The 26,176-nt window shown below is 37.7% G+C and carries 22 protein-coding genes and 1 tRNA gene; 17 read left to right on the forward strand and 6 right to left on the reverse strand.

Annotated elements, in window-relative coordinates; genetic code table 11:
- Positions 1-185: 185 nt before the first annotated feature.
- The 5 genes from spoVAC (at position 186) to P9Q65_RS04870 (ending at position 4,713) form a co-directional block, all read left to right on the forward strand.
- On the forward strand, positions 186-632 hold the full coding sequence (gene spoVAC, locus P9Q65_RS04850; RefSeq protein WP_304508245.1) for a stage V sporulation protein AC: 447 nt from the start codon (positions 186-188) through the stop codon (positions 630-632).
- A gap of 7 nt (positions 633-639) precedes the next feature.
- Positions 640-1,671, forward strand: a complete 1,032-nt coding sequence (gene spoVAD / locus P9Q65_RS04855) for a stage V sporulation protein AD (RefSeq protein ID WP_304508246.1) — start codon at positions 640-642, stop codon at positions 1,669-1,671.
- Positions 1,671-2,027, forward strand: a complete 357-nt coding sequence (spoVAE, locus tag P9Q65_RS04860) for a stage V sporulation protein AE (protein WP_304508247.1) — start codon at positions 1,671-1,673, stop codon at positions 2,025-2,027. The genes spoVAD and spoVAE overlap by 1 nt, the downstream gene beginning before the upstream one ends.
- A 679-nt stretch (positions 2,028-2,706) precedes the next feature.
- Positions 2,707-4,512, forward strand: a complete 1,806-nt coding sequence (locus tag P9Q65_RS04865; RefSeq protein WP_304508248.1) for a sensor domain-containing diguanylate cyclase — start codon at positions 2,707-2,709, stop codon at positions 4,510-4,512.
- A gap of 117 nt (positions 4,513-4,629) precedes the next feature.
- Positions 4,630-4,713: transfer RNA gene (locus tag P9Q65_RS04870), tRNA-Leu, on the forward strand.
- A gap of 205 nt (positions 4,714-4,918) precedes the next feature.
- Here the strand turns inward: P9Q65_RS04870 and P9Q65_RS04875 are convergent.
- Positions 4,919-6,358, reverse strand: coding sequence for an MATE family efflux transporter (locus P9Q65_RS04875; protein WP_304508249.1), 1,440 nt, complete (start codon positions 6,356-6,358; stop codon positions 4,919-4,921).
- Positions 6,359-6,670: 312 nt separating this feature from the next.
- On the opposite strand from P9Q65_RS04875, the gene P9Q65_RS04880 reads away from it, so the two are divergent.
- The gene (locus P9Q65_RS04880; protein ID WP_304508250.1) at positions 6,671-8,080 is read left to right on the forward strand and encodes an aminotransferase-like domain-containing protein; all 1,410 of its coding nucleotides are present in this window, start codon (positions 6,671-6,673) and stop codon (positions 8,078-8,080) included.
- Positions 8,081-8,655: 575 nt separating this feature from the next.
- Positions 8,656-9,765, forward strand: coding sequence for a C40 family peptidase (locus P9Q65_RS04885; RefSeq protein WP_304508251.1), 1,110 nt, complete (start codon positions 8,656-8,658; stop codon positions 9,763-9,765).
- 307 nt (positions 9,766-10,072) lie between these two features.
- Here the strand turns inward: P9Q65_RS04885 and P9Q65_RS04890 are convergent, their stop codons facing one another.
- A complete protein-coding gene (locus P9Q65_RS04890) occupies positions 10,073-11,434 on the reverse strand; it encodes a D-alanyl-D-alanine carboxypeptidase family protein (RefSeq protein ID WP_304508252.1) in 1,362 nt (453 codons plus the stop codon).
- A 294-nt stretch (positions 11,435-11,728) separates the two neighbouring features.
- On the opposite strand from P9Q65_RS04890, the gene P9Q65_RS04895 reads away from it, so the two are divergent.
- The 6 genes from P9Q65_RS04895 to holA are packed head-to-tail and all read left to right on the forward strand — an operon-like array spanning position 11,729 to position 18,671.
- On the forward strand, positions 11,729-12,124 hold the full coding sequence (locus P9Q65_RS04895; protein ID WP_304508253.1) for a ComEA family DNA-binding protein: 396 nt from the start codon (positions 11,729-11,731) through the stop codon (positions 12,122-12,124).
- 14 nt (positions 12,125-12,138) lie between these two features.
- Positions 12,139-12,828, forward strand: a complete 690-nt coding sequence (locus tag P9Q65_RS04900; protein WP_304508254.1) for a response regulator transcription factor — start codon at positions 12,139-12,141, stop codon at positions 12,826-12,828.
- Complete coding sequence (locus tag P9Q65_RS04905) at positions 12,776-14,272, forward strand: sensor histidine kinase (RefSeq protein ID WP_330695220.1); 1,497 nt, start codon at positions 12,776-12,778, stop codon at positions 14,270-14,272. The genes P9Q65_RS04900 and P9Q65_RS04905 overlap by 53 nt, the downstream gene beginning before the upstream one ends.
- Positions 14,273-14,330: 58 nt before the next feature.
- Positions 14,331-15,338: a GerMN domain-containing protein gene (locus tag P9Q65_RS04910; protein ID WP_304508256.1), complete on the forward strand. Its 1,008-nt coding sequence runs from the start codon at positions 14,331-14,333 to the stop codon at positions 15,336-15,338.
- Entirely contained in the window at positions 15,335-17,689 is a 2,355-nt protein-coding gene (locus tag P9Q65_RS04915) for a DNA internalization-related competence protein ComEC/Rec2 (protein WP_304508257.1), read from the forward strand. The genes P9Q65_RS04910 and P9Q65_RS04915 overlap by 4 nt, the downstream gene beginning before the upstream one ends.
- Positions 17,655-18,671 (forward strand): DNA polymerase III subunit delta, encoded by a 1,017-nt coding sequence (holA, locus tag P9Q65_RS04920; protein ID WP_304508258.1) that lies wholly within the window; start codon positions 17,655-17,657, stop codon positions 18,669-18,671. The genes P9Q65_RS04915 and holA overlap by 35 nt, the downstream gene beginning before the upstream one ends.
- Positions 18,672-18,793: 122 nt before the next feature.
- Here the strand turns inward: holA and P9Q65_RS04925 are convergent, their stop codons facing one another.
- The 4 genes from P9Q65_RS04925 to P9Q65_RS04940 all read right to left on the reverse strand — a co-directional run bounded on the left by P9Q65_RS04925 (position 18,794) and on the right by P9Q65_RS04940 (position 22,553).
- The gene (locus tag P9Q65_RS04925; RefSeq protein ID WP_304508259.1) at positions 18,794-19,351 is read right to left on the reverse strand and encodes a cyclase family protein; all 558 of its coding nucleotides are present in this window, start codon (positions 19,349-19,351) and stop codon (positions 18,794-18,796) included.
- 167 nt (positions 19,352-19,518) lie between these two features.
- Positions 19,519-20,091 (reverse strand): ANTAR domain-containing response regulator, encoded by a 573-nt coding sequence (locus P9Q65_RS04930; RefSeq protein WP_304508260.1) that lies wholly within the window; start codon positions 20,089-20,091, stop codon positions 19,519-19,521.
- 30 nt (positions 20,092-20,121) lie between these two features.
- On the reverse strand, positions 20,122-21,396 hold the full coding sequence (locus tag P9Q65_RS04935; RefSeq protein ID WP_304508261.1) for an adenylosuccinate synthase: 1,275 nt from the start codon (positions 21,394-21,396) through the stop codon (positions 20,122-20,124).
- A gap of 386 nt (positions 21,397-21,782) precedes the next feature.
- Complete coding sequence (locus tag P9Q65_RS04940) at positions 21,783-22,553, reverse strand: 3'-5' exonuclease (protein ID WP_304508262.1); 771 nt, start codon at positions 22,551-22,553, stop codon at positions 21,783-21,785.
- Positions 22,554-22,685: 132 nt separating this feature from the next.
- On the opposite strand from P9Q65_RS04940, the gene P9Q65_RS04945 reads away from it, so the two are divergent.
- The 4 genes from P9Q65_RS04945 to P9Q65_RS04960 form a co-directional block, all read left to right on the forward strand.
- The gene (locus P9Q65_RS04945; protein WP_304508263.1) at positions 22,686-22,937 is read left to right on the forward strand and encodes a hypothetical protein; all 252 of its coding nucleotides are present in this window, start codon (positions 22,686-22,688) and stop codon (positions 22,935-22,937) included.
- Positions 22,938-22,957: 20 nt separating this feature from the next.
- Positions 22,958-24,061 carry an iron-containing alcohol dehydrogenase family protein gene (locus tag P9Q65_RS04950; protein ID WP_304508264.1) on the forward strand — a complete coding sequence of 368 codons (1,104 nt, stop codon included), beginning with the start codon at positions 22,958-22,960 and terminating at the stop codon, positions 24,059-24,061.
- A gap of 67 nt (positions 24,062-24,128) precedes the next feature.
- Positions 24,129-24,680, forward strand: a complete 552-nt coding sequence (locus tag P9Q65_RS04955) for an N-acetylmuramoyl-L-alanine amidase family protein (protein WP_304508265.1) — start codon at positions 24,129-24,131, stop codon at positions 24,678-24,680.
- Between the two features lie 638 nt (positions 24,681-25,318).
- The coding region (locus P9Q65_RS04960) for a class I SAM-dependent methyltransferase (protein ID WP_304508266.1) at positions 25,319-26,176 on the forward strand (858 nt) is incomplete at its 3' end.

Below are 26,176 nucleotides of genomic sequence, written 5' to 3' on the forward strand. Positions count from 1 at the left end.
GGAATAAAAATTCTTAGAAAGTTCTCTGTAGGCTTTTATTTTTATTATAAGGTAATTATAAAACGCAGTAATTGTATATTTCCCCCCAGAAAGGGGGAGCTGCAATGAAAAAGTATTTTTTTTATATACTTGAAAATACTAAGTTTTGATATAGTTAGGCAAGATTTTATGAAGGAGGTCGTTAGATGGACACAAGTAAACGTGCCAAACAGGAATACGACCAAATGGTAAAAAAAGCATCACCAAACAGTCCGATTTTTACGAATTGTTTAAAGGCTTTTTTTTCCGGAGGTCTCATTTGTGGTTTTGGTCAGTTATTGTTAGATTACTTTAGCAAAACAAATTCTCAGGAGGATGCGGCATTGCTGGTATCTGTAACCCTGATTGCCATTTCAGCTATTTTAACTGGCTTTGGTTTATATGAAAAATTGGGTAAGCATTGCGGTGCAGGTACGATTATTCCCATAACAGGCTTTGCAAATTCTGTTGTTTCACCAGCAATTGAATTTAAGAAAGAGGGTTTGATTTTTGGTACTGGGGCAAAGATGTTTATATTAGCAGGGCCGGTTATTGTTTATGGAACGTTTACATCTATGATTGTAGGTTTAATATATTATTTTGTGGGCAGGTGATGAAAGAATGGGTGTAAAAAAAATTGGAAAACAAACGGTTCGCTTGAGTGAAGGTGTTCGTATTTTGGCGGCAGCATCTACTGTTAGCAAAAAAGAGGGCGAGGGTCCTTTGGGTAAATATTTCGACAAAATCGTCGAGGATTCTACGTTTGGTGAGAAAAGCTGGGAACTGGCAGAGAGTCGTTTTATTCGAGAGAATATGGAGCTTGTGGTGCAAAAAGCAGGTTTAAAGATGAACGATATGGATTACCTGCTTTGCGGAGATCTGTTAAACCAATGTACTGCTTCGACCTTTGGTATTATGGATTTTCAAATTCCTTTTTTTGGTCTATATGGCGCTTGCTCAACAATGGGTGAGTCCATGTGTTTAGGAGCCATGCTAATTGATGGTGGGTTTGCAAACCATACGTTAGTGGGAGCCTCCAGCCATTTTTGTGGTGCAGAGAAACAGTTTCGCGCTCCCTTATCTTTGGGAAATCAAAGGCCGCCTTCTGCTACATGGACAGTAACGGGAGACGGGGCGGTTGTTTTAGGAAAGAAGGGGAACTTCCCTTGTATCACAGAAATCACCACAGGGAAAATTATGGATATGGGAGTTACCGATGCAAACAACATGGGAGCTGCCATGGCACCAGCGGCTGTTGATGTATTGATAAATAATTTTCAGGATACAGGAAGAAAACCTCAAGATTATGATGTAATTGCCACGGGAGATTTGGGAGAGATTGGCCGTGGTTTGGTAGTAGATTTGATGAAAAAAGAAGGATTTACCATGGATGGGCGGTTTACCGACTGTGGTATTGAGATTTTTGATAAAAACACTCAGGATACGCATAGTGGTGGAAGTGGATGCGCATGCTCCGCAGTTACATTTTGTGCACATTTCTATCCCAGGTTAATGTCGGGAGAAATTGGCAGTATGCTTTTTATTCCTACTGGAGCCTTGCTTAGCACAACTTCCTCACAGCAAGGGCAAAATATTCCGGGGATTGCCCATGGCGTTGTTATTGAGGGGTGTGGCGAAAAGGAGGATAAATAATGGTTTCTTTTTTAAAAGCCTTTCTTGTAGGCGGACTTCTTTGTGTGATTGGACAAATTTTAATTGATAAAACAAAGTTGACTTCCGGAAGAATTTTAGTGATATATGTTTGCTTGGGATGTATTTTAGGCGGCTTTGGTATTTATCAGCCTCTGAAAGATTTTGCAGGTGCCGGAGCTACAGTACCTTTGACTGGTTTTGGTTATCGCTTGGCAGATGGAGTTATGAAAGAAGTCGACTCTTCGGGTGTTTTGGGGATTTTTACAGGAGGAATGAAAGCAGCAGCGGGTGGCGTAACGGCGGCAGTGGTGTTTGCCTTCCTTGTTGCGCTGGTTGCAAATCCTAAGGAAAAGTAAATTGTATTTGTGAAGTCTTATCCGTAAGATAAGGCTTTGTTGTGGAAAAGAAAACCACGCGTTAGACGCGTGGTTTTTTAGCCGGAATCAATGATTTGAACTATCCACAAACCACTTGTTTTTGTATGCAAAAGTAATAATTAAATTTTACACATGGCAGAAAAAGATTTCCGTATGTTTAGATTTTTTTCTTAATAGTTCAATTACTTTACTCATTTTCTGAAAAAAATTGTATTTTATAGGACAAGAATGAACGGATATTCTTGGATAAGCATATTATGAAGTAAGTACAGAAGAAAGGAAGGAAAAAGACAAAACAGAATAAAAGTAGAAATTTCTTGTAAGTTTGGTAGGGGCTTAACAAAAAGAATAATTGCCTATAAGAAAAACTCCTTTGTACCCTTTCGAAGTTAGCTTAAAAATCACTGCTTTTGTGGCGATGAACAAATAGCGGCAGATTAAGCTGACTCGGAAGGGATTTTTTTACAATGAAATGATTCATGAGAAACAGCGATGAGAAAATCTGGTTCACTGAATTTCCAATAAAAGTAATTGTAAAAGCATTGAAAATTTACTTTGTGTTTTCTGTTAACATTTCCTTGTTTTCAAAGCAAAAAGAAGGTATATTATATTAGATACAAATAGCTTATTTCAAAACACTAGTTAGCGAGGACAGCATATGCAGGGCAACAAGATTTTTTGGAAAACTTTCTTCATTATAATTGTTTTTTTTGTGACAACCTTTTTTCTGGTGGTTGACTATACTGGGCATAGTAAAAGTTTCATTCAAGAGCAAACTTATGTATCCCTTGAGGAGCAGGCAAAAATGGTGCGCAACGATTTTCGTCAACGATTGGAAGAGCGATTGCTATTATTGGATTCTTTCGCAGAATACGTCGCAAAAGAAGATGAAGTTTCAATAGAGTTGGATTCTGACTTCAGAGAAGATGTTAATTTAACACACGATTTTGAGCAAATGGGCATTGCTAATAACAAAACGGGAATAGTGAAATTTAGTGATGGCAGTAGCATCAATATTTCAAATAAAAAGTATTATCAAAATGCCTTGCAAGGAAATCCCAGCATTGATTATTTTTTAGAGGACATGGACACAACCAGCACCTTGATATTTGCAACACCTATTTTTAATGACGGGGATATAGAGGATGTATTAATTGCCACGGTTAGTGGGAATTTTTTGGAAGAACAAATCAATTTTAATTCTCATGGGGAAAACGATTTTGTTTTTTTAACAGATAATCAAGGGAATATTTTAAGCTATCGGTATGATGATTTTTTAGCCGAAAATAATATTTTTGTATATTTTAATGCACAGAATGTAAACGCAGCGCAAATCATGGAGAACATGAACAATCATGTGAATAATTCATTTACTTATTATGACGGAGAAAAAAACTGGAACACTACATACATGCCCCTTGGAATAAATGACTGGTATGTATTTTGTATGACACCCAATAACGCAATAGGAAGTGCTCAAGGTGAACTTGATTCTTTCGGGACTGATTTTCTTGTGAAAATGCTCCTTGTTTTTGCTGCAGGGGTTATTTTTGTTTATTTATTTTTTCGAAATGCAGCAGCACTTAAAAAGGAAAATGAGTTTTTAAGAATGGCCCAGGATGTTGCGGGGGCAATATCATTTAGGGGGGATTACAAAAAAGATACCTTTGTGATTAACGGTAATTATTTCGAACTGTTTGGAAGAGATCCATTTGCAGCGAAAATAAGTGATTTAGGCAAACCGCATCCTTTTATTTTACAGGAAGATCAAGAGGTCTTTTTAAAGATGGGCGGAGAATTAATTGCGGGGAAAGAAAAGGGCAATGCACAATATCGGTTCGTTGCTATGGATGGAAGTATCCACTGGCATCAGTTTGTATATCGTGTATGGTTTGATAGACATGGGTTACCTAAGGAATGTTATGGGATGATTATTCCCATTGATCAGCAAATGAAAGAAATTTCAAAATTGCAAATGCAGGTAGAGAAAGATCCTTTGACCGGTGTACTGAACCGAATGGCATTTGAGATTTACGCGAATCATTGTTTTAGCGGAGAATTGGAAGGGGACTGCCATGCTTTGTTATTATTGGATTTGGATGATTTTAAGCAGATAAATGATGGATATGGGCATGTATTAGGGGATCATGCGCTTATTACAACAGCTGCGATTTTGAAGACCTGTGTGCGAAACAGTGATTATGTAGGACGTTTGGGCGGGGATGAATTTGCAGTGTTTTTGAAGAGTGTAAGTCAAGAGCAGGCTGCAAAAAAAGCAGGAGAAATCTGTGAAGCTCTTGAACGAGCCGAAATGAAATCTAATGAGGCTATGGTAACCTGCAGTATTGGTATAGCCTGTTTTCCTAAGGATGGGATCGATTTTAATGAGCTTTATCAGCGTGCAGACCGAGGCTTATATAAAGTGAAAGGAACAGGCAAGAACAATTATTGCATTGTGGACTGATTTCATTAGCTTCAGTCATTGTCTGTAATTTAAAAATTTGTAAAAAAATAAGAATTTTTTAAAGAAATACTTGCATTTAAGTGGAAAACATGTTAATATAGTCAAGCAGTTTTCCTTGCGGATGTGGCGGAACTGGCAGACGCACCAGACTCAAAATCTGGCGGTAGTGATATCGTGTGGGTTCGAGTCCCACCATCCGCACTTTAATTTTCAGTACAGAAGGATATCCTTTTTGTACTGATTTTTTTTATTTCCAGAAGAATCTCTTTTTTATGGAGGTGGTGCCTTTATGGGTAAAGGGAATAATAATACTTTTGATAATGAGCGTTGGTACATAGGAATTTCCTATTGCCGCCAGCGTGTATTTTCCTAAAACATTCCAAACGATAGCAGTATCAAAATTATATTAAGATTCTGTATCAGGCTCCCCATGAGCAACAGCAGGGGAAATCTCATCAATATTGTCAGGGGTTTTCTGTGTGTCATATTTTGCTGCATGATTTTCCTCATTATGTTTTGTTAATGTGCGTTGTTTCCTTGCAATTTTTTTGAAATATAAGAATCGTATCAGCAGGCCCCCAAACCAGCCAATCGGCGCGGCAATCCAAATGCCGTTATAGCCTAAACTCGTATGTGAAAGCAATATGGCGGTTGGTACCTGTAAAAGACAAAGGGAAGCAATAGACGCTATCATAGGAACAAAAGCTTTTCCATATCCCAGCAACAGGCCATTTAATATCTGCATAGCGGCAAAAATCAAGTAAAAAACTGATACAGTACGCAAATAGCTGTTGCCGATTAGGACAACGGCGGGGTCGCGGTTAAACAGGGAAATAAAGAACGCGGGAAATAGGCAAATTACGACGGAAATCGGTACAGAAACGCCTATGCCCATCATCAGAGCCGATTTTCCGCCTTTTACAACCCGATCTAATTTTTTCCCTCCGTAATTTTGCGCTGTAAAATTTGTCATGGCCTGCCCCAAATTCAGAGCGGGCATTACTGCAAAGGAATCCACTTTTGACGCAGCGGTATAGGCGGCCATGCAGTCGGTTCCAAAGCCATTGATTAAAAACTGAATGGACATAAATCCCACACTGACAAATACCTGCTGGAGCATGGCGGGTGTGCCGATCACAAGGCTTTTGTTTAGCTCGTGTCGGTCGAGCTTTAAATGTCCAAAATTGATGAACAAGTCAGGATAGTGCTGCCTCATGTAAATCATACAGGTTACAAAGGAAAAGGTCTGGGAAATGACCGTTGCGATTGCTGCTCCAGCGACGCCCAGCTTAATACCTGTTACAAAGAAAATATCCAGAACGATATTCATAAGCGTGGCCGCTATCAGAATATAGGTTGGCGTCTTGGAATCTCCGACGCCCCGCAGAATATTTGTCAGGGCATTGTACGCAAAGGTGGGTACTACACCGATGAATATAATCCGTAGATATGTACTCGCTATGGTGAGTACATTGCCCGGCACACGAAATAACACTAAAATATTGTACGAGAAGTACACGCCGGCAATCGCTATGAGAATGGACAGCATTGCCGAAAAAAGAAAGCCGGTGTCGATCACTTTTTTTACCAGACACATATCCTTTTCCCCAAAATAACGGGAAATCAGAACGCTTGAACCTAAAGAAATTCCAGTGGAAAGGGCAATCAGCAGGAAATTAATCTGATAGCTGAACCCTACCGCTGCCAGACTTTCTTTCCCCAAAAAATTCCCCACAATTATACTGTCTGCCACGTTGTAAAGCTGTTGAAACAAATTTCCTACCAATATTGGAAGTGAAAAGAAAAATATAGTTTTCAGTTCATTCCCCTGCGTTAAATCTTTCATTGTTAACCTCCCAATTGGCTATATTTTCCAGCATTTTTGACAAAAAAATTATGGATTTCTAAATTATCTGTAAGCGCTGGGTGGAACGTAATAGCAGATTGATTTTTGTACTCTGCTACGATGTGTTTTTGACGGTACTTAATACTTTACAGATGGAGTCATGGATGCAATATAAGGGGCACAGATATAACATATGGAGCATATTCCGATATGTTTGACTTCTTGCTCTAATACAATCATTACAATAGCATTGACTTTGTGTGCTTTCAATGCTAATATTGTATGCAAGACAATGTTTTAAGGAGGTACATCATGCCGGTAAATTCTTTTGAAGATTATCCGATGTCATGGAAACCGAGTAAGGCGCTGTTAAAGTTTCCTATCTATATTTCTCTGTCGAAGTTGTTGGAGCAGGATATAGTAAGCGGCAGATTGCCAGCAAATACAAAGTTGCCGCCTCAGCGTGAGTTGGCGGACTATTTGGACGTAAATCTAAGCACAATTACCCGCGCCCTTAAGCTGTGCGAAACAAAGGGATTGATATATGCAACAATCGGAAAAGGGACGTTTGTTTCACCCAATGCCGCTCTGCCAAATCCCGGCACACCTGACACGGATGCTTTCATAGAGCTTGGTCCAATTCGGCCCTACTATCAGTTTAATTCTATTGTATCGGACACGGCGAGGGCTATTTTGCAAGGCCCCAATGCTGATAAGTTGTTTGAGTTCAGTTACACTTTGGGAAATCGCAGGCACAGACAAATAGCGCAGAAGTGGCTTTGGGAGTTTCATATTCAGGCTGCGGTTGAGGATATTATTTTGACTTCCGGCACACAGAATGCCCTTGCCATTACATTAGTGTCATTGTTCAGAGGTGGGGATAAGATTGCTACGGACACCTTTACCTATTCAAATTTTATTAGTCTTGCCAAACAGCTTCACATTCAGTTAATTCCCATAGGAACCGATGAACAGGGTATATTGCCGGAAGAGTTGGGAAAACAATGCAAACTGCTTGACTTGAAAGGGGTTTATTTAATGCCGTCCTGCACCAATCCAACGGGAATTGCAATGCCATTAAATCGCAGGAAAGCAATCAGTGATATTGTAAAAAAACAAGACTTGATTTTAATTGAAGATGATACCTATGGTTTTATTGCGGACAATAAGGTTCCCCCTATGGCTGCAATGATACCTGCACATACCGTTTACCTGCATGGTATGTCAAAATCCCTGTCTGCCGGATTACGCATTGCATATTTGGTTTTTCCACACCATTTACAGCAAGCTTTTATGAACACAGCGAACAACGTTAACTTGAAAATTCCGCTGCTCAATGCAGAGATTGCAAGTGAGCTGATAGGGGGAGGAACTGCAAGGGAAATCATAAAAAAGAAATGTATGCTGTCGGAAGAACGGAATCGATTGTATCAAAAGTATTTTCCAGACAATACAGCACAAAATCCATACAGCTTTTTTCAGTGGCTATTGCTCCCCGCAGGCTGTAACGGCTACCGGTTTGAAGTGCAGGCAAAAAATCATGGCGTAAAGGTACTATGTTCAGACCGATTTGCTGTGGGAAATTCGTCACAACTTTCTGCAATCCGTATAGCTACCTGTTCCCCTCATACAATGGCCGAACTGGAAAGCGGTTTGAAAATCATACAACAACTTATAAAGGAAAATCAGACGGTTATTCCCCAGGAAGAATTTATTGTTTGAGTATGAATTATAAAATGTAGATTATGTACATATTACATCATTCCTGGCACGCTATTTCAATTATACAATCTTTGTGTTCAGAATGAGGTGCAAAATTGGACGTTGCTTTGAGGGAATCGTTTTGTGGCAAAAAAAACTTGTTAAAATAAAAAGAAAATAGCCAATGCATGCTAGAGTAGAATATTTCTTGTACAAAATAGCTATTACGTATGCGGGGACTTGAACTTACGAACAAAGATTGGTTGTATCCAGTCTTTTTTTGTTGTCTTGATTCAATATCATGAACAGAATTAGGTTAAAATAGGTAGAGAAGACCGGAAGTTTTCCACAAGAAGGCTTAAAAACAATTTCATTTCTTAATAATTTTGTACGAAATAATGTACATTTTTATAGAAGGATGCAGTGTTATTTGAATTCCTGCAGAAAAAAGAAAAAACACATCTATTCTATGTTTTTTTATAAAAAATATGCGTATTTTTGAAAGATTTGAGTTGACAAAATTGTTAATTTTATTTATACTTAAGTTAACAATTATGTAACAATTTTATTTAAAAAGTTACGGAGGAGATTTTGTAATGATGATTTCCAAAGCGCTGAGACAGGTTTGTATCACAACAACAATGGTAATGGCTGCTTCCAGCCTTGCTTTTGCTGCGGATGCGGGACAGGCTACTGGGTCAAACGTTAATATTAGAGGAAAAGCCGGTGCGGGTGCCGATGTAGTTGGCAAAATTGATAAAGGATCTGAATATACGGTAGTAGGAAAAAACGGAGATTGGTATCAAATTTCTTACGAAGGTGAAAATGCTTTTGTTTCTGCTGATTTTTTTGAATTAACAAAAACGGATGCAGTGGCGATAGGCAACGATGTGAATGTGAGAAAAGTTCCTTCCACTGATGGGGATTCTTTGGGTCAGTTAAAAGAAGGAGAAGCTGTTGTTGTAACAGGGCAGAATGGAAATTGGTATCGTATTTCTTATAACGGAGAAGTGGCTTATGTAAGTAAGGATTTTATTTCAGGGGAACTTCTGACTGCGGTTGCTTCTGTGGCGGCGGAGAATGCGGGACAGGATATTGAAAATACATATGGTGTAGTTACTGCAACTACAGGTTTAAAGCTTCGTAAGGAAGCATCTATGATTTCCGTTGTTTTAACAGTTTTACCCTATGGTACAGAAGTTAACATTGATCGTGTTGGTCAAGAATGGGTAAGAATTATCACCGATGATGGTGTGAAGGGATATGTAAGTGCAGAGTTTCTTTCCGTCCGTAAAGGAGAACGTACCAACAGATCCAATGCTTCTTCAAAAGGCGCAGAGGTAATTGATTATGCAAAACAATTTATTGGAACCCCTTATGTTTGGGGTGGAACTAATCTATCAAAAGGCGTAGATTGCTCTGGGTTTGTTTATTCTGTTATGAAAAATTTCGGTGTTAATTTGAATAGATCTTCCTCTTCTATGGTGGCTAATGGCATAGAAGTTTCTAAGGCGGAATTACAGGCTGGAGATTTGGTTTTCTTTAACAGCGGTGGAAATAGTGGTATTTGCCATGTAGGTATTTATATGGGTGATGGTGATTACATTCATTCTACAGATGGCGCGGCTTATGGTGTTACGATCACTTCTTTAAGTAGCAGTTATAGCGCAAGAACTTATGTAACAGCACGGCGAGTATTAAGATAGAAAGAATTAAATGAATAAAGAATTTTAGGACAGATTTATATTTTGTGATCTGTCCTTTTTTATGTTGCAAAAACAGAAGCATAGTGTTGTTTTGCAAATGATAAGTGTTTTAAAATTTATACGATGTAGATTAGGAGGAAATCTCTTTGTTATAAATAAAAAAGAGGCATCAAATATCTTCAATAACCTCTTAGCTTGTGGAAAAACCTTTTGAACTTGTATAAGGGTTTGGGAATAAATTAAATGTATTATTTTGAAGATTAGTGAGCATGTATTAAGGGAAAGTGCATGTTAATCAGCTTTTATTTTAGTATCTTCTATGTTTTTTTCTGCGCAAAAGTCTTTGTTTTCTTCGCTTTTTTCTTTTGATATAGCCTATGGTACGGGTGACAAAAAGAAGAAGCAGGAAAGCAAGGATAATACCTATAAAAATTGTACCTACGGTTTTCAGTAGCTTTATTCGGGCTTCTTTTTCTTGGGCTAAGTGAGCCTCTTGGGAGGTTTCTTCTACGGCGGAATTAGCCAAAAGGGAAACCGTGGAAATCGTTTCATCTCCAGATTTCACTGTGAGGGTACCAATTTCCTGACCTTGTGTAACGGGTGCGGTGACTGTCTCTGGATAGTCCGCATCAATTTTAATATCGGCTAAGTTTGTATCAATAGGCATCGTTTTGTAGATATCTTCCTCTGGTACAATGGTAACGCTTCCTAAGGGTGATGTTTTATTTTTATAGGTTTCTTCTACCTCAACGTCTTTTGTGTAATCCTTGGCAGAAAAAACTTTTACTGTCTGATAATTTTGAAAGCCATATTCAAATAATGCTTTTGAATCAATATAGTGTTGCGCACCATTGCATTTCAAAACAACAGCAATGAGTTGAGTATCTCCTTTTTTTGCAAAGGTGACAAGTGTGTTTAGTGCCTCGGTCACATAGCCTGTCTTTCCTCCGGTAGCATACTCATAGTAATAAATGGAGTTTTGATTTAGCATCTGATGCTGTCCATGTAAATAACGAATTTCAGTCTGTTTGTTTGTGGGAGGAATTTCGTAATATGTCGTACTCATCATATTACGGTATGCCTCTTGTTTGTATAATTCCTTGGCGATTAAAGCCATATCATAGGCTGAAGTATAATGATTTTCGTGAAAAAGTCCATTGGCATTTACAAAATTTGTTGTTTCGCAACCCAATTCCTTCGCTCTTTTGGTCATATGTTGTGCAAATGCAGTAACGGAACCGTCAACATATTCAGCAACGGCATTGGCAACTTCGTTGGCAGAACGGAGCATAATACCATATAATGCCTGTTCAAGCGTGATTTGCTCCCCCTCCTGCATAGCGATATGAGCGCTGTTTGGCTCAATGCTGTAAACTGCCTCGTGGGAAAAGGTAATGGTATCATCCAATTTTCCATTTTCCAAGGCTAAAAGAACTGTCATTAACTTTGTTATGCTGGCAGGATACATTTTACTCCTGCTATTTTTTTCATATAGTATTTCTCCGGTGGTTGCATCCATGAGAATGGCAGCCTCGGCACAAATTTCAGGAGGAATATTATTTGTGGTTGTATTATTTGATTCCATTTCTTGAAGGGGTTGGGCAAAAGCAGAAAAACAAGGCATGGTTAAGAAAAAAGACAAGAGAAAAACTAAAATTGTTTGTTTCATTGGCATCTCCTATATAACTTTTACTTTTCTAAAAATTGTGTTAAAATGTAATAAGCCTCAAGGGAGTTAAGCATTATAAGAAAATGAGTTTAGGCTACAACATTTCTTGTTCCAGCAAGGCTAAAATGCCAACTGGAATTTGTATCCTACTCCCTATTTTTGTGATAAAATAGAAATAAATGAAAGCGTTCTGACGTAAGATAAGAAAAAATCTTACAAAGTTATGTAATTGGTTTTTGCATACTTTCTGATTATAGCAAATATGGACGTAAAACAAAAGGGGTTTCAATCAACTTGAATGGAAAACGGGAAAATTTGTGGAATGAAAGAAAAACACTGAAAATTATGTTAGTAATCGTATTTTTTTTCATTTTGGGACTAGCTTTTGCATCTGTGAAGGAGAACAATTCTTTACAGATGGGTACAGCTGTTAGTCCAGAAATGTTGGAAACAAGATGGTCCCAGGAGTATAAATTATGTTTACCTGGTATGGTAGATAAGTTAAACATAAATACGGCAGACCAAAAAGATTTAGAGGCTTTGCCTGGTGTGGGAGAAAAAATTGCGCAGGAAATCATTTTTTATCGGGAGAAACATGGTCTTTTTCAAACAACAGATGAAATTGTAAAAGTTTCCGGCATTGGTATTAAGAAATTAAATCAGATGAAAGAGTTTATTAGAGTGGAATAATATAGGAGGAAAATATGGCATTTCAGGTTTTGGTAGTAGATGATGAAAAACTTATTGTAAAAGGGATTAAGTTTTCTTTAGAGCAGGATGGTATGGAGGTTACCCCTGCATATGATGGGGAAGAGGCATTGCAGCAGATTAAAAATTCTAATTTCGATTTAGTTGTTTTAGATGTCATGCTACCCAAGATGGACGGTTTACAGGTTTGCCAACAGGTACGAGAGTTTTCGCAAATACCTATTATCATGGTTACCGCAAAAGGGGAAGATATGGATAAAATTATGGGATTGGAATATGGTGCAGATGATTATATTACAAAACCTTTCAATATATTGGAACTGAAAGCCAGAATCAAGGCGATTTTGCGTCGCAGCGTGAAAAAGGTCCCTGCAGAGGGCGCAAACAAAAATGTTTTGAAAGCAAGAGATTTAGAACTTTCCTATGACAGCAGACGTGTGTTTGTTCAGGAAAAAGAAGTGAATTTAACCGCAAAAGAGTTTGATTTATTAGAGCTTTTGATGGAGAACCCGGGGAAGGTTTACAGTCGTGAAAAATTACTTGATACTGTGTGGGGCTATGACTATCCGGGGGATGTGCGTACGGTTGATGTTCATGTGCGCCGCTTGAGAGAAAAAATTGAAGCTAATCCCAGTGAGCCCAAATATATTTTTACAAAATGGGGAGTTGGTTATTATTTTAATTAAAAGCGAAAAGCCAACAATCAAAAAAAAGGGCTCCCATTTTCTTAGCTTAAGATGGATTCTTTTGGCAACTTATGTTGTGGTAGGGATTGTTCCTCTGCTTTTAATTGCCAGTACTATTTTGCACTCTGTACAGGACTACTTTATTGAGGAACGAAAAAAAGAATTGTTAAGTCAGGCAAATGTAATTTCCGGGCAGATCACTTCTCATGAGTATATGAGTGACAAAGCAAATAGAGATGCGTTAGAAGAAACAATGCTGGAGATGAGCCAGGAACATGATTTTCGTGTTTTGGTTTTGGATTCTTCCTGTTTGGTTGTATACGATACAGGTTATAGCGATGTTGGAAAAACAGTTTTAATCCCTGAGGTTTTTGAAGCTTTGGAGAATAAAGATATTGCAAGAACGCAGGAAGACGGCATGGTTTATGCAGCCGTATCCATTTCCGGAAGTAGCAATACTCGTGTTGGGGTTGTTTTAGTTTCTGATGATATGCAGGATATTGCAGATACCGTTGTTGATATTGCAAGAAAAGGTAATTTGCTTTTGGCAGGTCTGGCCATCATCGTTATAATTATGATGATTATTATTTCTCAAATTTTTACTGAGCCTATCAAAAAAATGATTAAGGTAATTCAAAAAATGTCCGAGGGGCATTTTGAGCAAAGGGTGCAGGTTCATTCTCAAATCCATAATGAGATAGTGGATTTGGCATTGGCGTGTAATCATATGGCGGATCAGTTGGAAAAAGTGGAGTCAACTAGGCAGCAATTTGTTTCCAATGTTTCCCATGAGTTAAAAACACCGTTAAGTTCTATCAAGGTATTAAGTGAATCTATTTTGCTTCAGGAAGATGTGCCGAAAGAAATGTATGTGGAGTTTCTCCACGATATTAATTCTGAGGTCGATAGAATGGCGGCCATCATCAATGACCTTTTAACATTGGTTAAACTAGATCAAAAAGAGATACCTTTGAATTTCAAAGAAACAGATTTAAATGGTGTAGTGGAAGGTATCATAAAAAGATTGCTTCCTTTGGCTCAAGCAAAAAATATCAGTATTCAGTATGAAAAGGGAAAAGATGTTACGGCTATGGCTGATGAAATGAAATTGACATTAGCCATTGCAAATTTGGTGGACAATGCAATAAAATACACGCCAGAAGATGGCAAGGTAGAGATTAATTTGGACGCGGATCATCAAAATGCTTTTATCAGTGTTGCGGATACGGGGATTGGGATTCCTGATAACGAGGTTGCCCGGATTTTTGAACGGTTTTATCGTGTAGACAAAACAAGGGATAGAGAAACAGGTGGTACGGGGCTTGGACTTTCGATTACCCATAGTACCATTATGATGCACAATGGAAGCATTAAGGTTTACAGTAAGGAGGACGAGGGAACGACCATTTTGGTGCGTATTCCTATACGTCAAAATATCTTATAAATATGTCAAGCGTGATCCTCTTTTACAATCATCAAAACAAAAGAAAGGAGGTTGTCTTTTGGCAAGAAAAAAGAAAATTTTTGTGAGTTTTATTTTAATTATATTCACGTTGTTGATAATAATTCCGGGAGGGTTTTTCTTAAAGGATCATTTTTTAGATGGTGGTAAAAGTGCTGCTGAACTTTATTTTATGGGCGCTAATGGAAAAATGAAAGCCATTCAGTTGGAGGTTCAGCCAGATTCCCAGTTGGATATGATAAACTCTATTTTGGAAGAATTGCAATCGGGAATGAAGGCGGATGGAATAAAGCCCACGATTCCTGAAAATATTAAGATTAATACTGTTGAAACAATGGATAATATCGTTACCATAGATTTTAGTTCCAGATATTATGGACTAAGCAGTGTGGAGGAAGTGATTTGTCGTTCCTCTATTGTATGGTCGTTAACCTCCTTGGACTTTTTGGATTCTGTTGTATTTACTGTGGAAGGCATGCCTTTGCAGTCAAAGGATGGAGAAGCCTATGGAGTAATGAGCCGGCAAAATGTATTAATAGATCCGGTAGTTTCATCTACGACAACGGAATATGCTATTTTAAAATTGTATTTTTCCAATGCAGATGCATCTGATTTGGTGGTGGAAGACCGTGTGGTTGAGGTTAATGCAAATCAACCCAGAGAAAGAACCATATTGGAGCAACTGATTTCGGGACCTAAGGAAGCAGGTCATTATGCAACCATACCTGCGGAAACAAAAATCATGGATATCACCACAACCAGCGATGGTGTTTGTTATGTAAACTTAAGTCAAGAGTTTGTAACAAAGCATAATGGCGGTTCCACGGGAGAATTACTTACCATCTATTCCATTGTGAATTCTCTGGCAGAAATGGAAAATGTTAATAAAGTCCAGTTTTTAATCGAAGGGGAAAAGATGGATGCCTTTAAAGGACATGTTGATTTTAGTACACCTTTTGTACCTGTAAAAAGCTTAAAAACTGTAAACACGACGCAAAATGTGGCACAAAATACGCCACAAACTACAACGCAGAATGAAGAGCCATGAAAATAAAAAGACCGGCCCTTTGGGCTTTAATATTCACCATATGTGGAATTTATTTCCGGCTAGGCATATCGAAACAGGTATGCTTAGCCTTTTTTATTTTTATATTTTTTTGCATTTCACGTTTCGTGATGAAAAGATATGTAAAACTAGCTATAAGCTTAATGGCAATGTTGTGTTTGGCTTTTATTTTAGCAGGGCAGTCTGTTAAGATATCTATTCCCACTTTAGAAGGAGAAATGCTATCAGATAGTCCGGGTGTAATTCGGGAGCAAGGAATAACCTCTTCTGGCAATCAAAAGTTATTAATTAGAATGGATCAAGCATTTCAGCAAAAGTATGGGAAAAATATAGAACTATATGCTGTTTATTCAGGAGAAGGCATTTATGAAATAGGCGATGAAGTTTTGCTTTCTGGTGAGGTGTTACCATTAGAGGGGAGAACGGTTCCGGGGGGCTACGATGAGAAATTATATTTGAAAACTAAGGGGATAGACTACAAAATTTATCCTGAAAAAATTCAAAAAGTGGGAAAAACCAATGGTTTTGCTGTTGTACTGCAAAAACAGAAGGAGAGAGTATTTGCAGTATTTGACACAGTGTTGTCTCAAAAGGAAAGCGGCATTGTAAAGGCCATGGTCACGGGAGAAAAAGATGATATTGATCAAGAAACAAGGGATTTATACATAAAAGCAGGAATTAACCATATCCTTTGTGTTTCGGGGCTTCATGTTTCTTTTTTTGCATTATTCCTTCATTTTTTTGTGGAAAAATGTTTGAGGCAAAGCAAACGTATGGCTGCAATAGTTACTATTCTCTGTTGCGTAGGATTTTTGATGTTCACAGGGTTTTCCCCTTCATCGGTAAGGGCTGTTATTATGATTGCAGTAGCATTGTTTGGTCGAGTTCTTTTCAGAAAAAGTGACTGGTTGAATAACCTGGCAATTGCTGCTTTACTGATTCTATTGTTTCAGCCCCTTTATTTGTGGAATGCGGGATTTCAGTTGTCCTTTATTACAGCGTTTGGTATTTGGCTGGGCTTACAGGTTATATCTAAAAAGGATAAGCCATGGGGAAAACTAAAGCGGTCCTTTATTCTTTCCCTCTATGCATCCCTATTTAGCTATCCTATTGTGGCGTATCATTTTTTCAATATTTCCTTGGTAGGGGTTTTCGTAAATTTATTGATTCTTCCTTTTTGCGGAATCTTGTTGTTATTTATTTTTGTTACAGCGGTAACGGGATTGTTATTCCCACCTTTGGCTGCAATTTCAGCAGGGGGAATTTATGGAATATTACAATTTTATGAAATAGTATGTGAGGCTGCGGTTTCTATTCCAAAGGGCTATTTATTGGTGGGTGCTCCAGCCATTACGTCAATTGCCCTTTATTACTTGGTGTTATGCATGAGCAGCTTTTATGGAAAACGCTTTTGCAATGAAAAGGGAATTTTTTTTGTTATGATTGTTTTGGGATTTTCGGTTTTTGGGAATCGGTTGATTTTCCATAAAAACACCGTTGCCTTTTTGGATATTGGGCAAGGAGATTCTACCGTTATTTCTACGTTTGACGGCAGGGCGGTGGTAATAGATGGTGGTGGATGGTATGGTACAGAAGTGGGAAAGAATACCGGAGTAAAAGTAGTAGAACCCTATTTGGAATATTTGGGGATAAAAGACTTGGACGGAATTTTTTTGACTCATTTTGATTCTGACCACATGATTGGTGTTATTGAGCTTTGTGAGAATGTACCTTTAAAGGCATTATATATATCCTCATATCCCTTTGGGGATTCCCCAAATTGGCAGTCATTGAAAGAAGTATTGGATAAACAGAACATTATGCTGTATACTGTGGAAGAGGGCAATGCTGCAAACTGGGGGAAGGACGGGAAGTTTGATTGTCTCTATCCTTTGGGGGGTATAAAGTTCTTGGGGGATGACGATAACCATGGTTCTTTGGTTTTAAAATATGAATATGGTGGAACAAAGGTTTTATTGACAGGAGATGCCGCAGTTGAAGATGAACGGATTATGCTATCCAAAGGCTCAGATGTTTCAGCGGAAATTTTAAAGCTTGGACATCATGGTTCAAAATATTCTAGTAGTGAAGCTTTTTTGTCGGCAGTTTCCCCTAGGGTTGGTATTATATCTTGTGGGGCGGAAAATATTTATGGGCATCCCCATGAAGAAACGTTGCAAAGGCTGAATGCACAAGGGGTATCTGTGTGCAGAACAGATGCTCAGGGTACAATTTTAGCGAAAATATCTCCAAAGGACAGCTATACGCTGGAAGCTGTTGCGGAAAGGGAATCAGTATATGAAAGAATTAAAAAAACAATGGAAGAATGGTGATTTTAAGCCCTGTTACCTGTTTTATGGCGCTGAAACCTATCTGATAAAAAATTATGAAAAAGCACTTACGGATGCTATTTTGTCATCCGGCTCGGAAATGATGAATCACGATATTTTTGAAGAAAAAAGGGCTAATGCGGGAGTGATTATGGATGCTGCGGAAACCCTTCCGTTTTTAAATGAAAGGCGCTTGGTTACAGTGCGTAACAGTGGTTTTTTTCAGAAAGGCAATGCAAAGGAGGAAGGGGAAAAGTTGATTGAGTATTTCAAACACTTACCCGAGTACATTTGCCTTCTCTTTATTGAAGAAAAGGTGGAAAAGAACAATCGCCTTTACAAAGCATTGGTGAAAAATGGCCAGGCCATTGAGTTTAAAACGCCAGGGGAAAAGGAATTGGCGATATGGATCAAAAAAGAGTGTGGGAGAAATGGCAATAACATGGAAGGTAGTGTGATACAATTTTTTCTCCAAACAGTAGAAGACGATATGGAGTCGATGGAACGGGAATTGCAAAAACTGCTTTCCTATAAAGGAGCCCGGGGAAATATTGAAATTGAAGATATAAAAGAAGTTTGCACACCGTCGCTGGAAGCCAAGGTTTTTGACTTGGTTCGTGCTGTAGCTGAAGAAAAGCCGGAAAAAGCTATTTCAATTTATCGTAACCTTTTGCTCATGAAAGAATCCCCATATATGGTACTTTCTTTAATTACTAGGCAATTCCGTATGATTTTACTAAGCGCTTTACTTTCGGAAGAGGGAAGGGCAAACGGCGAAATTGCACAGAAGTTGGAAATCAGAGATTTCGCTGTAAAGGAATACATTAGGCAGGCAAAACGTTTTTCTATGAAAGAATGGGAAATGGCATTAGAGGATTGCTTAAAGACAGATTTGGATATCAAAACAGGAAAAGTTGCGGAGGAAACTGCTGTAGAACTGCTTATTATGAAATATAGCTGTAAAGCATTGCGAAACAGCCGTTAACGTATAAAAAAGGGTGTCCCCAGTATAAGTGTGGATGCCCTTTTATCATTTTATTTCTATTTGTGATCATTACGTATTATCTAAGGAGATAGATATTCTGAAATCATGTTGACATCTATCTTTTAAATTTTTGCAATTACGCGGCAAGGTAAACCTGTCATATCAGTAAAATTCATGGGAGCAGTGTAGGCCTGAAAATGTGTCCCATGCTTCATGATTTCTAAAAGATTACATAAATTTTCTATCACAAAAATACTATTGTCGGCACAATATTGATCTGCCGGTGTATGTTCTTTTCCTTGCCTAACACCGGCAAAATCAATACCGATAATAGAGATCCTTTTTTTTACCAATGCTTCTATTAACTCATGAGAAAGCTGGGGATGCTCCGTAAAATAAGTATGACTGCCATAGCCTTCTTTTTCAATAAAACCGGTATAAAAAGCAACAAACATCTTTGGTTTTACTTTTTCCAAGTCAATGTCTGTAATTTCGATATCTCTTTTCTCAGTATGGCTGACATCGAAGACGATTGCCGCCCGCTCTAGATACTCCAGCGGGAATTCTTTATTCATAATATCAAAATGTGTCCCCAGATGCCCCATAAGGGCTTTTTTTTCGTGCCCTTGTGCAGCGGAAGCCATTTTCGGCGAAATTTTCAATGTAATATCAATAAACATAGGATAAGCCTCTCCTTCTTTTATTTGTGTATCTAAGGAATTGTTTTGTGTGACGGTTGATGAAGTTAAATGTCATACCTTTTTAGAAGTGATATGAAAAATAGCGATATGCCCCAAATTATGGGGCTATCGCCATTGAAAATGAAAGAACTATTGCAATGTGAATACTAAATTTCATGATACGATTGTAAAATACTGTTTGCTACTTCCAGCTTGCTTTGTCTGCAATCCATGGCGTGTTTTTCAATATAACGATGTGCCTGAGGTTCAGTCATATGCAAATGTTGAATCAAAAGGCATTTTGCACGATGCACAGTGCGGACCTCTGAAAGCTGTTTTTGCAACTTCTTATTTTTTTCCTGTATTTTTGCAATTCGATTTTCAAATGCAATTGCAAATTTCACAGTACGATCAAATTCTGAACGCTTAAATGGTTTATACAGCGTAAGAATCCCATAATCCTCTTCACTATACTCCTTGATGTTCCGATATGAATCCGGCAACAGTATAACTACAGCAGCATCCGTTCTTTGTGTCATAAAAATGGCTAAATCCTGAGCCGATTCACTTGGTAGAGGAGCATTTATGATTATAAGGGCGGGTGATGCACTTGCAATTAATTCCTTTGCCTGTTTACTGTTGGAAGCGTAGAGAATTTGGCAAGTTGAATAGCAGTCTAAAAGGCCGACAAGATTTTCCTTTTCTGTCTCTTTTCCGGCTATAATCAGTATCTGATTCATAAAGCCCCTCCTTTTCACTACAAATTCAACTTAAAACATGGTGATATAAGCATCTCTTTCTGCGCCAACAGAAACATACTTGATGGGACAACCAACGGCTTTTTCAATGTATTTGATATACTGTAGTGCCTCTTTTGGTAAATCCGCTACACTTCGGCAACCGCTGATATCGCATTTCCAACCCTTGATTGTTTCAACCACAGGCTCTGCTGACTTTAAAACAGAAGCATAAGGGAATTCCGTTACTTCTTTTCCATCAACTTTATATTTTGTACAAACAGGTATTTCATCCAGATAGGACAAAACATCCATTTTTGTTAAAGCAATTTCGCTGCAACCCTGTACACGGATACCATATCTGCTGGCAACTATGTCAAAGGGTCCTACACGACGAGGTCTGCCTGTTGCAGCGCCGTATTCGCCGCCGGCTTCTCTTAAAGCATCGGCTTCTTCACCAAATATTTCACAGGTGAAAGGGCCTTCACCTACACAACTTGAATAAGCTTTCATGATGCCAATTACACTATCTAATTGCAAATTAGGAACGCCAGCACCAATTGGAGCATAAGCAGCAATGGTTGAGGAAGATGAGGTAAAGGGATAAATACCAAAGTCGATATCTCTCAGAGCCCCAAGCTGCGCTTCAAACATGATTTTCTTTCCGGAGTTTTCAGCTTCTGTCAAATATAATCCGGTATCAATAATGTTTTCTTTGAAGGGAGTTCCGAACGTATCAAGCCACTGTAAGATTTCTTCATATTGCACGGGAGCAGCATGATAAACTCCTTCAATAATTAAGTTTTTATAGTTTATTAAGTTTTTAAGTGTTTCAGGATAGGATTCGGGATGAAGTAAATCTCCCATGCGCAAACACTTTTTCATATATTTATCACCATAAACAGGAGAAATACCTCTACGGGTGGAGCCAAATTTTGCATCTCCCAAACGATCTTCTTCCAAACAGTCAAGAAGTTTATGATAAGGAAGGCAGATGATGGCTTTGTCGCTGATTTTTAAATTGTCTGCTGTAACCTTTACTCCGGCATTTTTTAAACGGTCTACTTCGTGATAGAGATGTTCCAAGTCAATTGCCATACCATTTCCCATGACATTTACAACATCTTCCCGTAAAATGCCAGAAGGCAGCAAATTCAATACGAACTTCCCTAAGTGGTTAATTACGGTATGACCCGCATTATTACCTCCCTGATATCTACATACAATATCGTATTCTTCTGAAAGCAGGTCAACCATACGACCTTTGCCTTCATCCCCCCAGTTGATGCCAACGATAGAAGTCAACATGAAGAAAGCCTCCTTTGATTTTGATATAAAAAATAATGATTGATATTTTACTCAACATAGAAATTTTAATAGCGTTTCATAAGAATGTCAATGGATATCATAATGTATTATTATTCTTTTGTTTAGAATTAATATTCATATAAGCAATCACTTGTAAACATAGAACTGTTTTTTATGAAAAATGTGGCATTAAAAAACGTTATATAGATGGCTTATTTTGTATTTATTAAGAAAATCAATGAATTTTAAAGTGATAAATTATGCATAAAAAGATGTTTGTATTAATACAAATTTGCCATAGAAATTTTTTATACCTACTATTAATAATTCAATGTAAAAAGCACCGAAGCAATAAATATTGCTGTCGGCGCAAGTAAAGCTGAAGTTCACTTTTTCTTACTTTTTTCAAAGCCGGGAATATCAAAAGTGCGATCTCGTCCTAAAAAATAAGCTGTTTTTATTATTTTTTTTTCTTGAGATGTCAATTCTCGTTCCATTAAATCGGCCATATGACGAAGCAAAGCCGAAGTATTTGTACGAGGTGATTTTGGTGTTGGAATTAGTAAAGACGTTGGTTTAAAAACGGAAGGAATTATTTTTTCCGGATGAACAATTTCAAAAATTTTAGCTGTATAAATTGCATCATGCAAGGCATCATGAAAAGGCAAATTAACGGCTAAATTCAGCTCAGTGACGGCATTTTTCAAACCGATTGCTTTACCTGCCTCATACTTTAAATATGCGGAAGCATATTTTTGCACATTTAAATATTTATTGGTTATGCTGTTTGTATCCAGCTTATAATACAATATGTTTCGAAATAAAGATTTAATATCATCAGTACCCCAGGTACAAAGAATTGCATCTTCTGTACCAATAAAGGAAATGAACTTTTGAAAAGCCTCTTTAAAGCTAGGCTGATTTTTCAGTTTTTCTTCGGTAATGCCAGTTATTTTTTCAACAAAAGGGTGTACCCTTGGATAAACTTGGGGCTGAATCATTGTATTAAAAACACCAACTTGTTTAAGGGCTGGGTTCAGTTTTACAGCGCCGATTTGAATAATTTCAAAGGGGCATTCAGCTACCGGGGCAACGCTCTCTCCAGTTTTGAAAGGAAAGGATTGATTGAATTCCAAATCCAAAACAATATAATTCATAGAAGTTCCTCCTGTCTTAACCTAGTATACACTAATTGTTATTTAAATGGAAGAAGGAAATTTTCTTGTGTCTGCAATAAGCAAGTGATAGAATAATAAAGAATAATGTACAAAAGCTTAAGGAGGTGAAGTATGAGGCTTTATTTTACTGAGGAGCAAAAGAAACAGGAATTGAACAAAATTTATCTGGAACAAGATGAGCTTCTGTTAGAAGGTGAATATGTTGAGGGTGAAGGCAGAAATTACATGATTTCAGGTATAGCTACTGTTGAGGGAGAAAGATACCATGGGTTTGAAGTGGTATTTGAATTGGCAGTTGATGCTTCGGCAGATCTTGAATCGATTATGAATACAGATTGGGAATGGTATGACTTCAATTTTTAATTGCAAAGAAGGAGGATTACATGGAAAAATTTAAATATTTTATGCCTGCGGAAACTTTTTTTGGACGTGGATGTGTTCTTAATAACAAGGAAGCATTTTTAGCATTGGGTAGGAAAGCAATGTTGGTTACGGGGCGCAGTTCCGCCAAGAAAAATGGAGCGCAAAAGGATGTTACGGAGGCACTGGATACATTGAATATTCCTTGGGTCTTATTTGATGAGATTGGTGAGAATCCGGATGTGGAAACCGTGGAAAGAGCGGCAAAGTTGGCAGTTTCACAAGAGGTTGATTTTTTGATTGGAATTGGTGGCGGGTCTCCCATGGATGCATCAAAGGCCATTGCCGTTTTGGCTGCAAATCCCGATAGAAGCAGTGATATATTATTTACGGAAGCAAAAGCTATGGCTTTGCCAGTTGCAGAAATTCCTACAACAGCAGGAACAGGCTCGGAGGTTACGCAATTTTCCATTATGACCCTCCATGAAAAACGTACCAAAAGTGCTATTATGCCAAAGATTTTTGCAAAGGTATCTTTTTTGGATTCTAAATATATGGATACCCTTTCGCCGAAAGTTACAAATAATACTGCTGTTGATGCATTAAGCCATTTAATTGAAAGTTATCTATCGGTTAATGCAAACTTTATCAGCGAAAAAATTGTGGAAATAGGACTTTCTTTATTCAAAGAATGCATTCCTGCATTAAAAGCAAGAAACTATACAGCTGAGGACAGGGACAAGTTAATGCTTGCATCTGCTTTGGGTGGCGTTGCCATTGCTCAAACAAGCACTTCCATTCCCCATTGCCTTGGTTACTTTTTGACCTATGAAAAGGGGATACCCCATGGTAGAGCAAATGGTTTGGTTACACAGGCTTACTTGGAGTTGTTCCCCAAAGAGGATAAAAAAGTTGCCCAACTTTTGCATTCCTTGGGGATGAAAAGTACGGAAGAGATGGGTGATTTTTTGAATGATGTTTTGGAAACTTCTGAAACGTTTACTGTGGAGGAAATCACTTATTATACAGACCGTGCCATGGAAAATACGCAAAAAATTGCTACTTTTCCTTATGCAGCGAAGAAAGCAGATATCTACAAAATTTTTGAAAAGAGTTTGTTATCATAATAAAACGGACAATTTCCAGATTTCCCCTTTTTTCATAAGCTAATAGAAAAAAGCGGAGGGAGATTTTATGCCAAGAGTATATCTTAGCCCGTCCTTGCAGGAATATAATCTTTTTATAAACGGCGGTGCAGAGGAAGAGTATGTAAATTTGATTGCAGATGCAATGGAGCCATATTTATTTGCATCAGGAATTGAATTTACAAGGAATGAGCCCGAAATGCCATTGTCTCAGGTTATTTATGACGCAAATAATGGAGATTATGACGTGTATTTTTCTATCCATACAAACACCGCACCGCCTTTCCTGTCAGGAAAGATGCAGGGTCCAGAAATATTTTATTTTGTAAAGAATCTTTATGGAAAAGAATTGGCAGAGAATGTGGCGAAGAATTTGAAAGAGGTTTATCCGAAGCCTGAAAAAGTTAAGGTTACGCCGACGGCAACGTTTAAGGAAGTAACAAAGACAACCATGCCAGCTGTCCTAATCAACTTGGGATATAATGATAATATTGAGGATGCACAATGGATTAAAGACAATGTTCGTCCTATTGCAAGAGAGCTTTCCCGTTCTCTCTCTATGTATTTCGCAATTCCTTTTTTGGAACCGACTATGGATTAACCAATATACAACTCAGGATGTCATGTTTTTGGAAAATCAAATACCGGCATTAAGAATAGATGCCAAAAAAGGTAAGTGACGGAGAGAACCTTGCCTGTATGTTAGTGTAGAATAACTGGTAAATTTATCATTTTTTGTATAAAAAAGGTATCATTTGAAAGGTGCTGATACCATGACTCATCAGAAACAAAGTGACATTAAATTTACTTGTCCCAAAAGAAAAAACAATGGTCAGCAACATTTGGAATTCATGGAGAAGTTTATTCTATGGTCTTACTGGGATGATATCCTGTGTATTTATTGTTCACCTGGGAAGCGTGGTCACCCTCCTTGAATCATCTGATCGTGCTTCTCAGGTAGAATAAGTGGAGTTAATTCGTTCTTTTATAGAAATATTTAGGCCTGAGGCTTTTTGGTCTCATGACATTAGTCTATGATGATATTTTTAGGGACAAGCTAGAAGATAGATGAAAATCGATAGAAAGGTCAACGGCAATTTTTGCTTGCCCAAAAAAGGCTGGGAGGCAAAAAATAACCTCAAATGCAATAAGAATGTGAATTAACTCTAAATACTTGGCACGATATTGGAATTTTCAACGTTTCATTAGAATAATTGTGAAGTGAAAAGGAGGACAATCATGATTATTGAAAAGGCATTTTTAAAGACGTTATTTAAAAATTTATTTTCTGATCCTTGCAGGATTCGCTTTTGGGATGGAGAAGTTGTGAATTACAAGGAAGGTGACATTAAATTTGAAATAATATTTAATGAACCCATCCATGAGGCTGATATTTTAAGTGATCCTTCCCTTGCTTTTGGTGAAGGCTATATGACGAAAAAAATAGAGATAAATGGAAGCATTGAAGATGTAGTGGCATCAATATACAACAATAAAGAAAGCTTTTTGGGAAGTAGTGGAAAATACGCTCATATTTTGAATAAAATTTCAAACAATATTAAAAAAAGCAAAGAAAATGTTGAATATCATTATGATATTGGAAATGATTTTTATAAGTTATGGCTGGATGAAAGTATGACTTACTCTTGTGCTTATTTTAAGACACCGGAAGATTCTTTATATCAGGCGCAAGAGAATAAAGTGAATCATATTTTGAAAAAATTAGCGTTAAAAGAAGGGGATACTCTACTTGATATAGGCTGTGGATGGGGAGAACTAATTCTTAATGCAGCGAAAAAATACAAAGTAAAAGCTATGGGTGTAACCTTGAGCAAAGAGCAATTTGCCAGAGTAAATGAAAGAATAAAAGAAGAAGGGTTAAGTGATCTTGTTGAAGTTCAACTTATAGATTATAGACAAATTAAGGATAGAAAGTTTGATCGAGTGGTTAGTGTGGGGATGATAGAACACGTTGGTAAGGAGAATCTTAATGAATATTTTGCTAAGGTTAATGACTTGTTAACGAAAGGCGGGCTATCCTTGCTGCATTGTATTACAAGTCAAGAAAACAGAAAAGAAGAGGATAAAGAGGGCGGA

The organism is Anaerotignum sp. (assembly GCF_030625865.1).
In the GTDB taxonomy this organism is placed as follows: Bacteria; Bacillota; Clostridia; order Lachnospirales; family Anaerotignaceae; genus Chakrabartyella.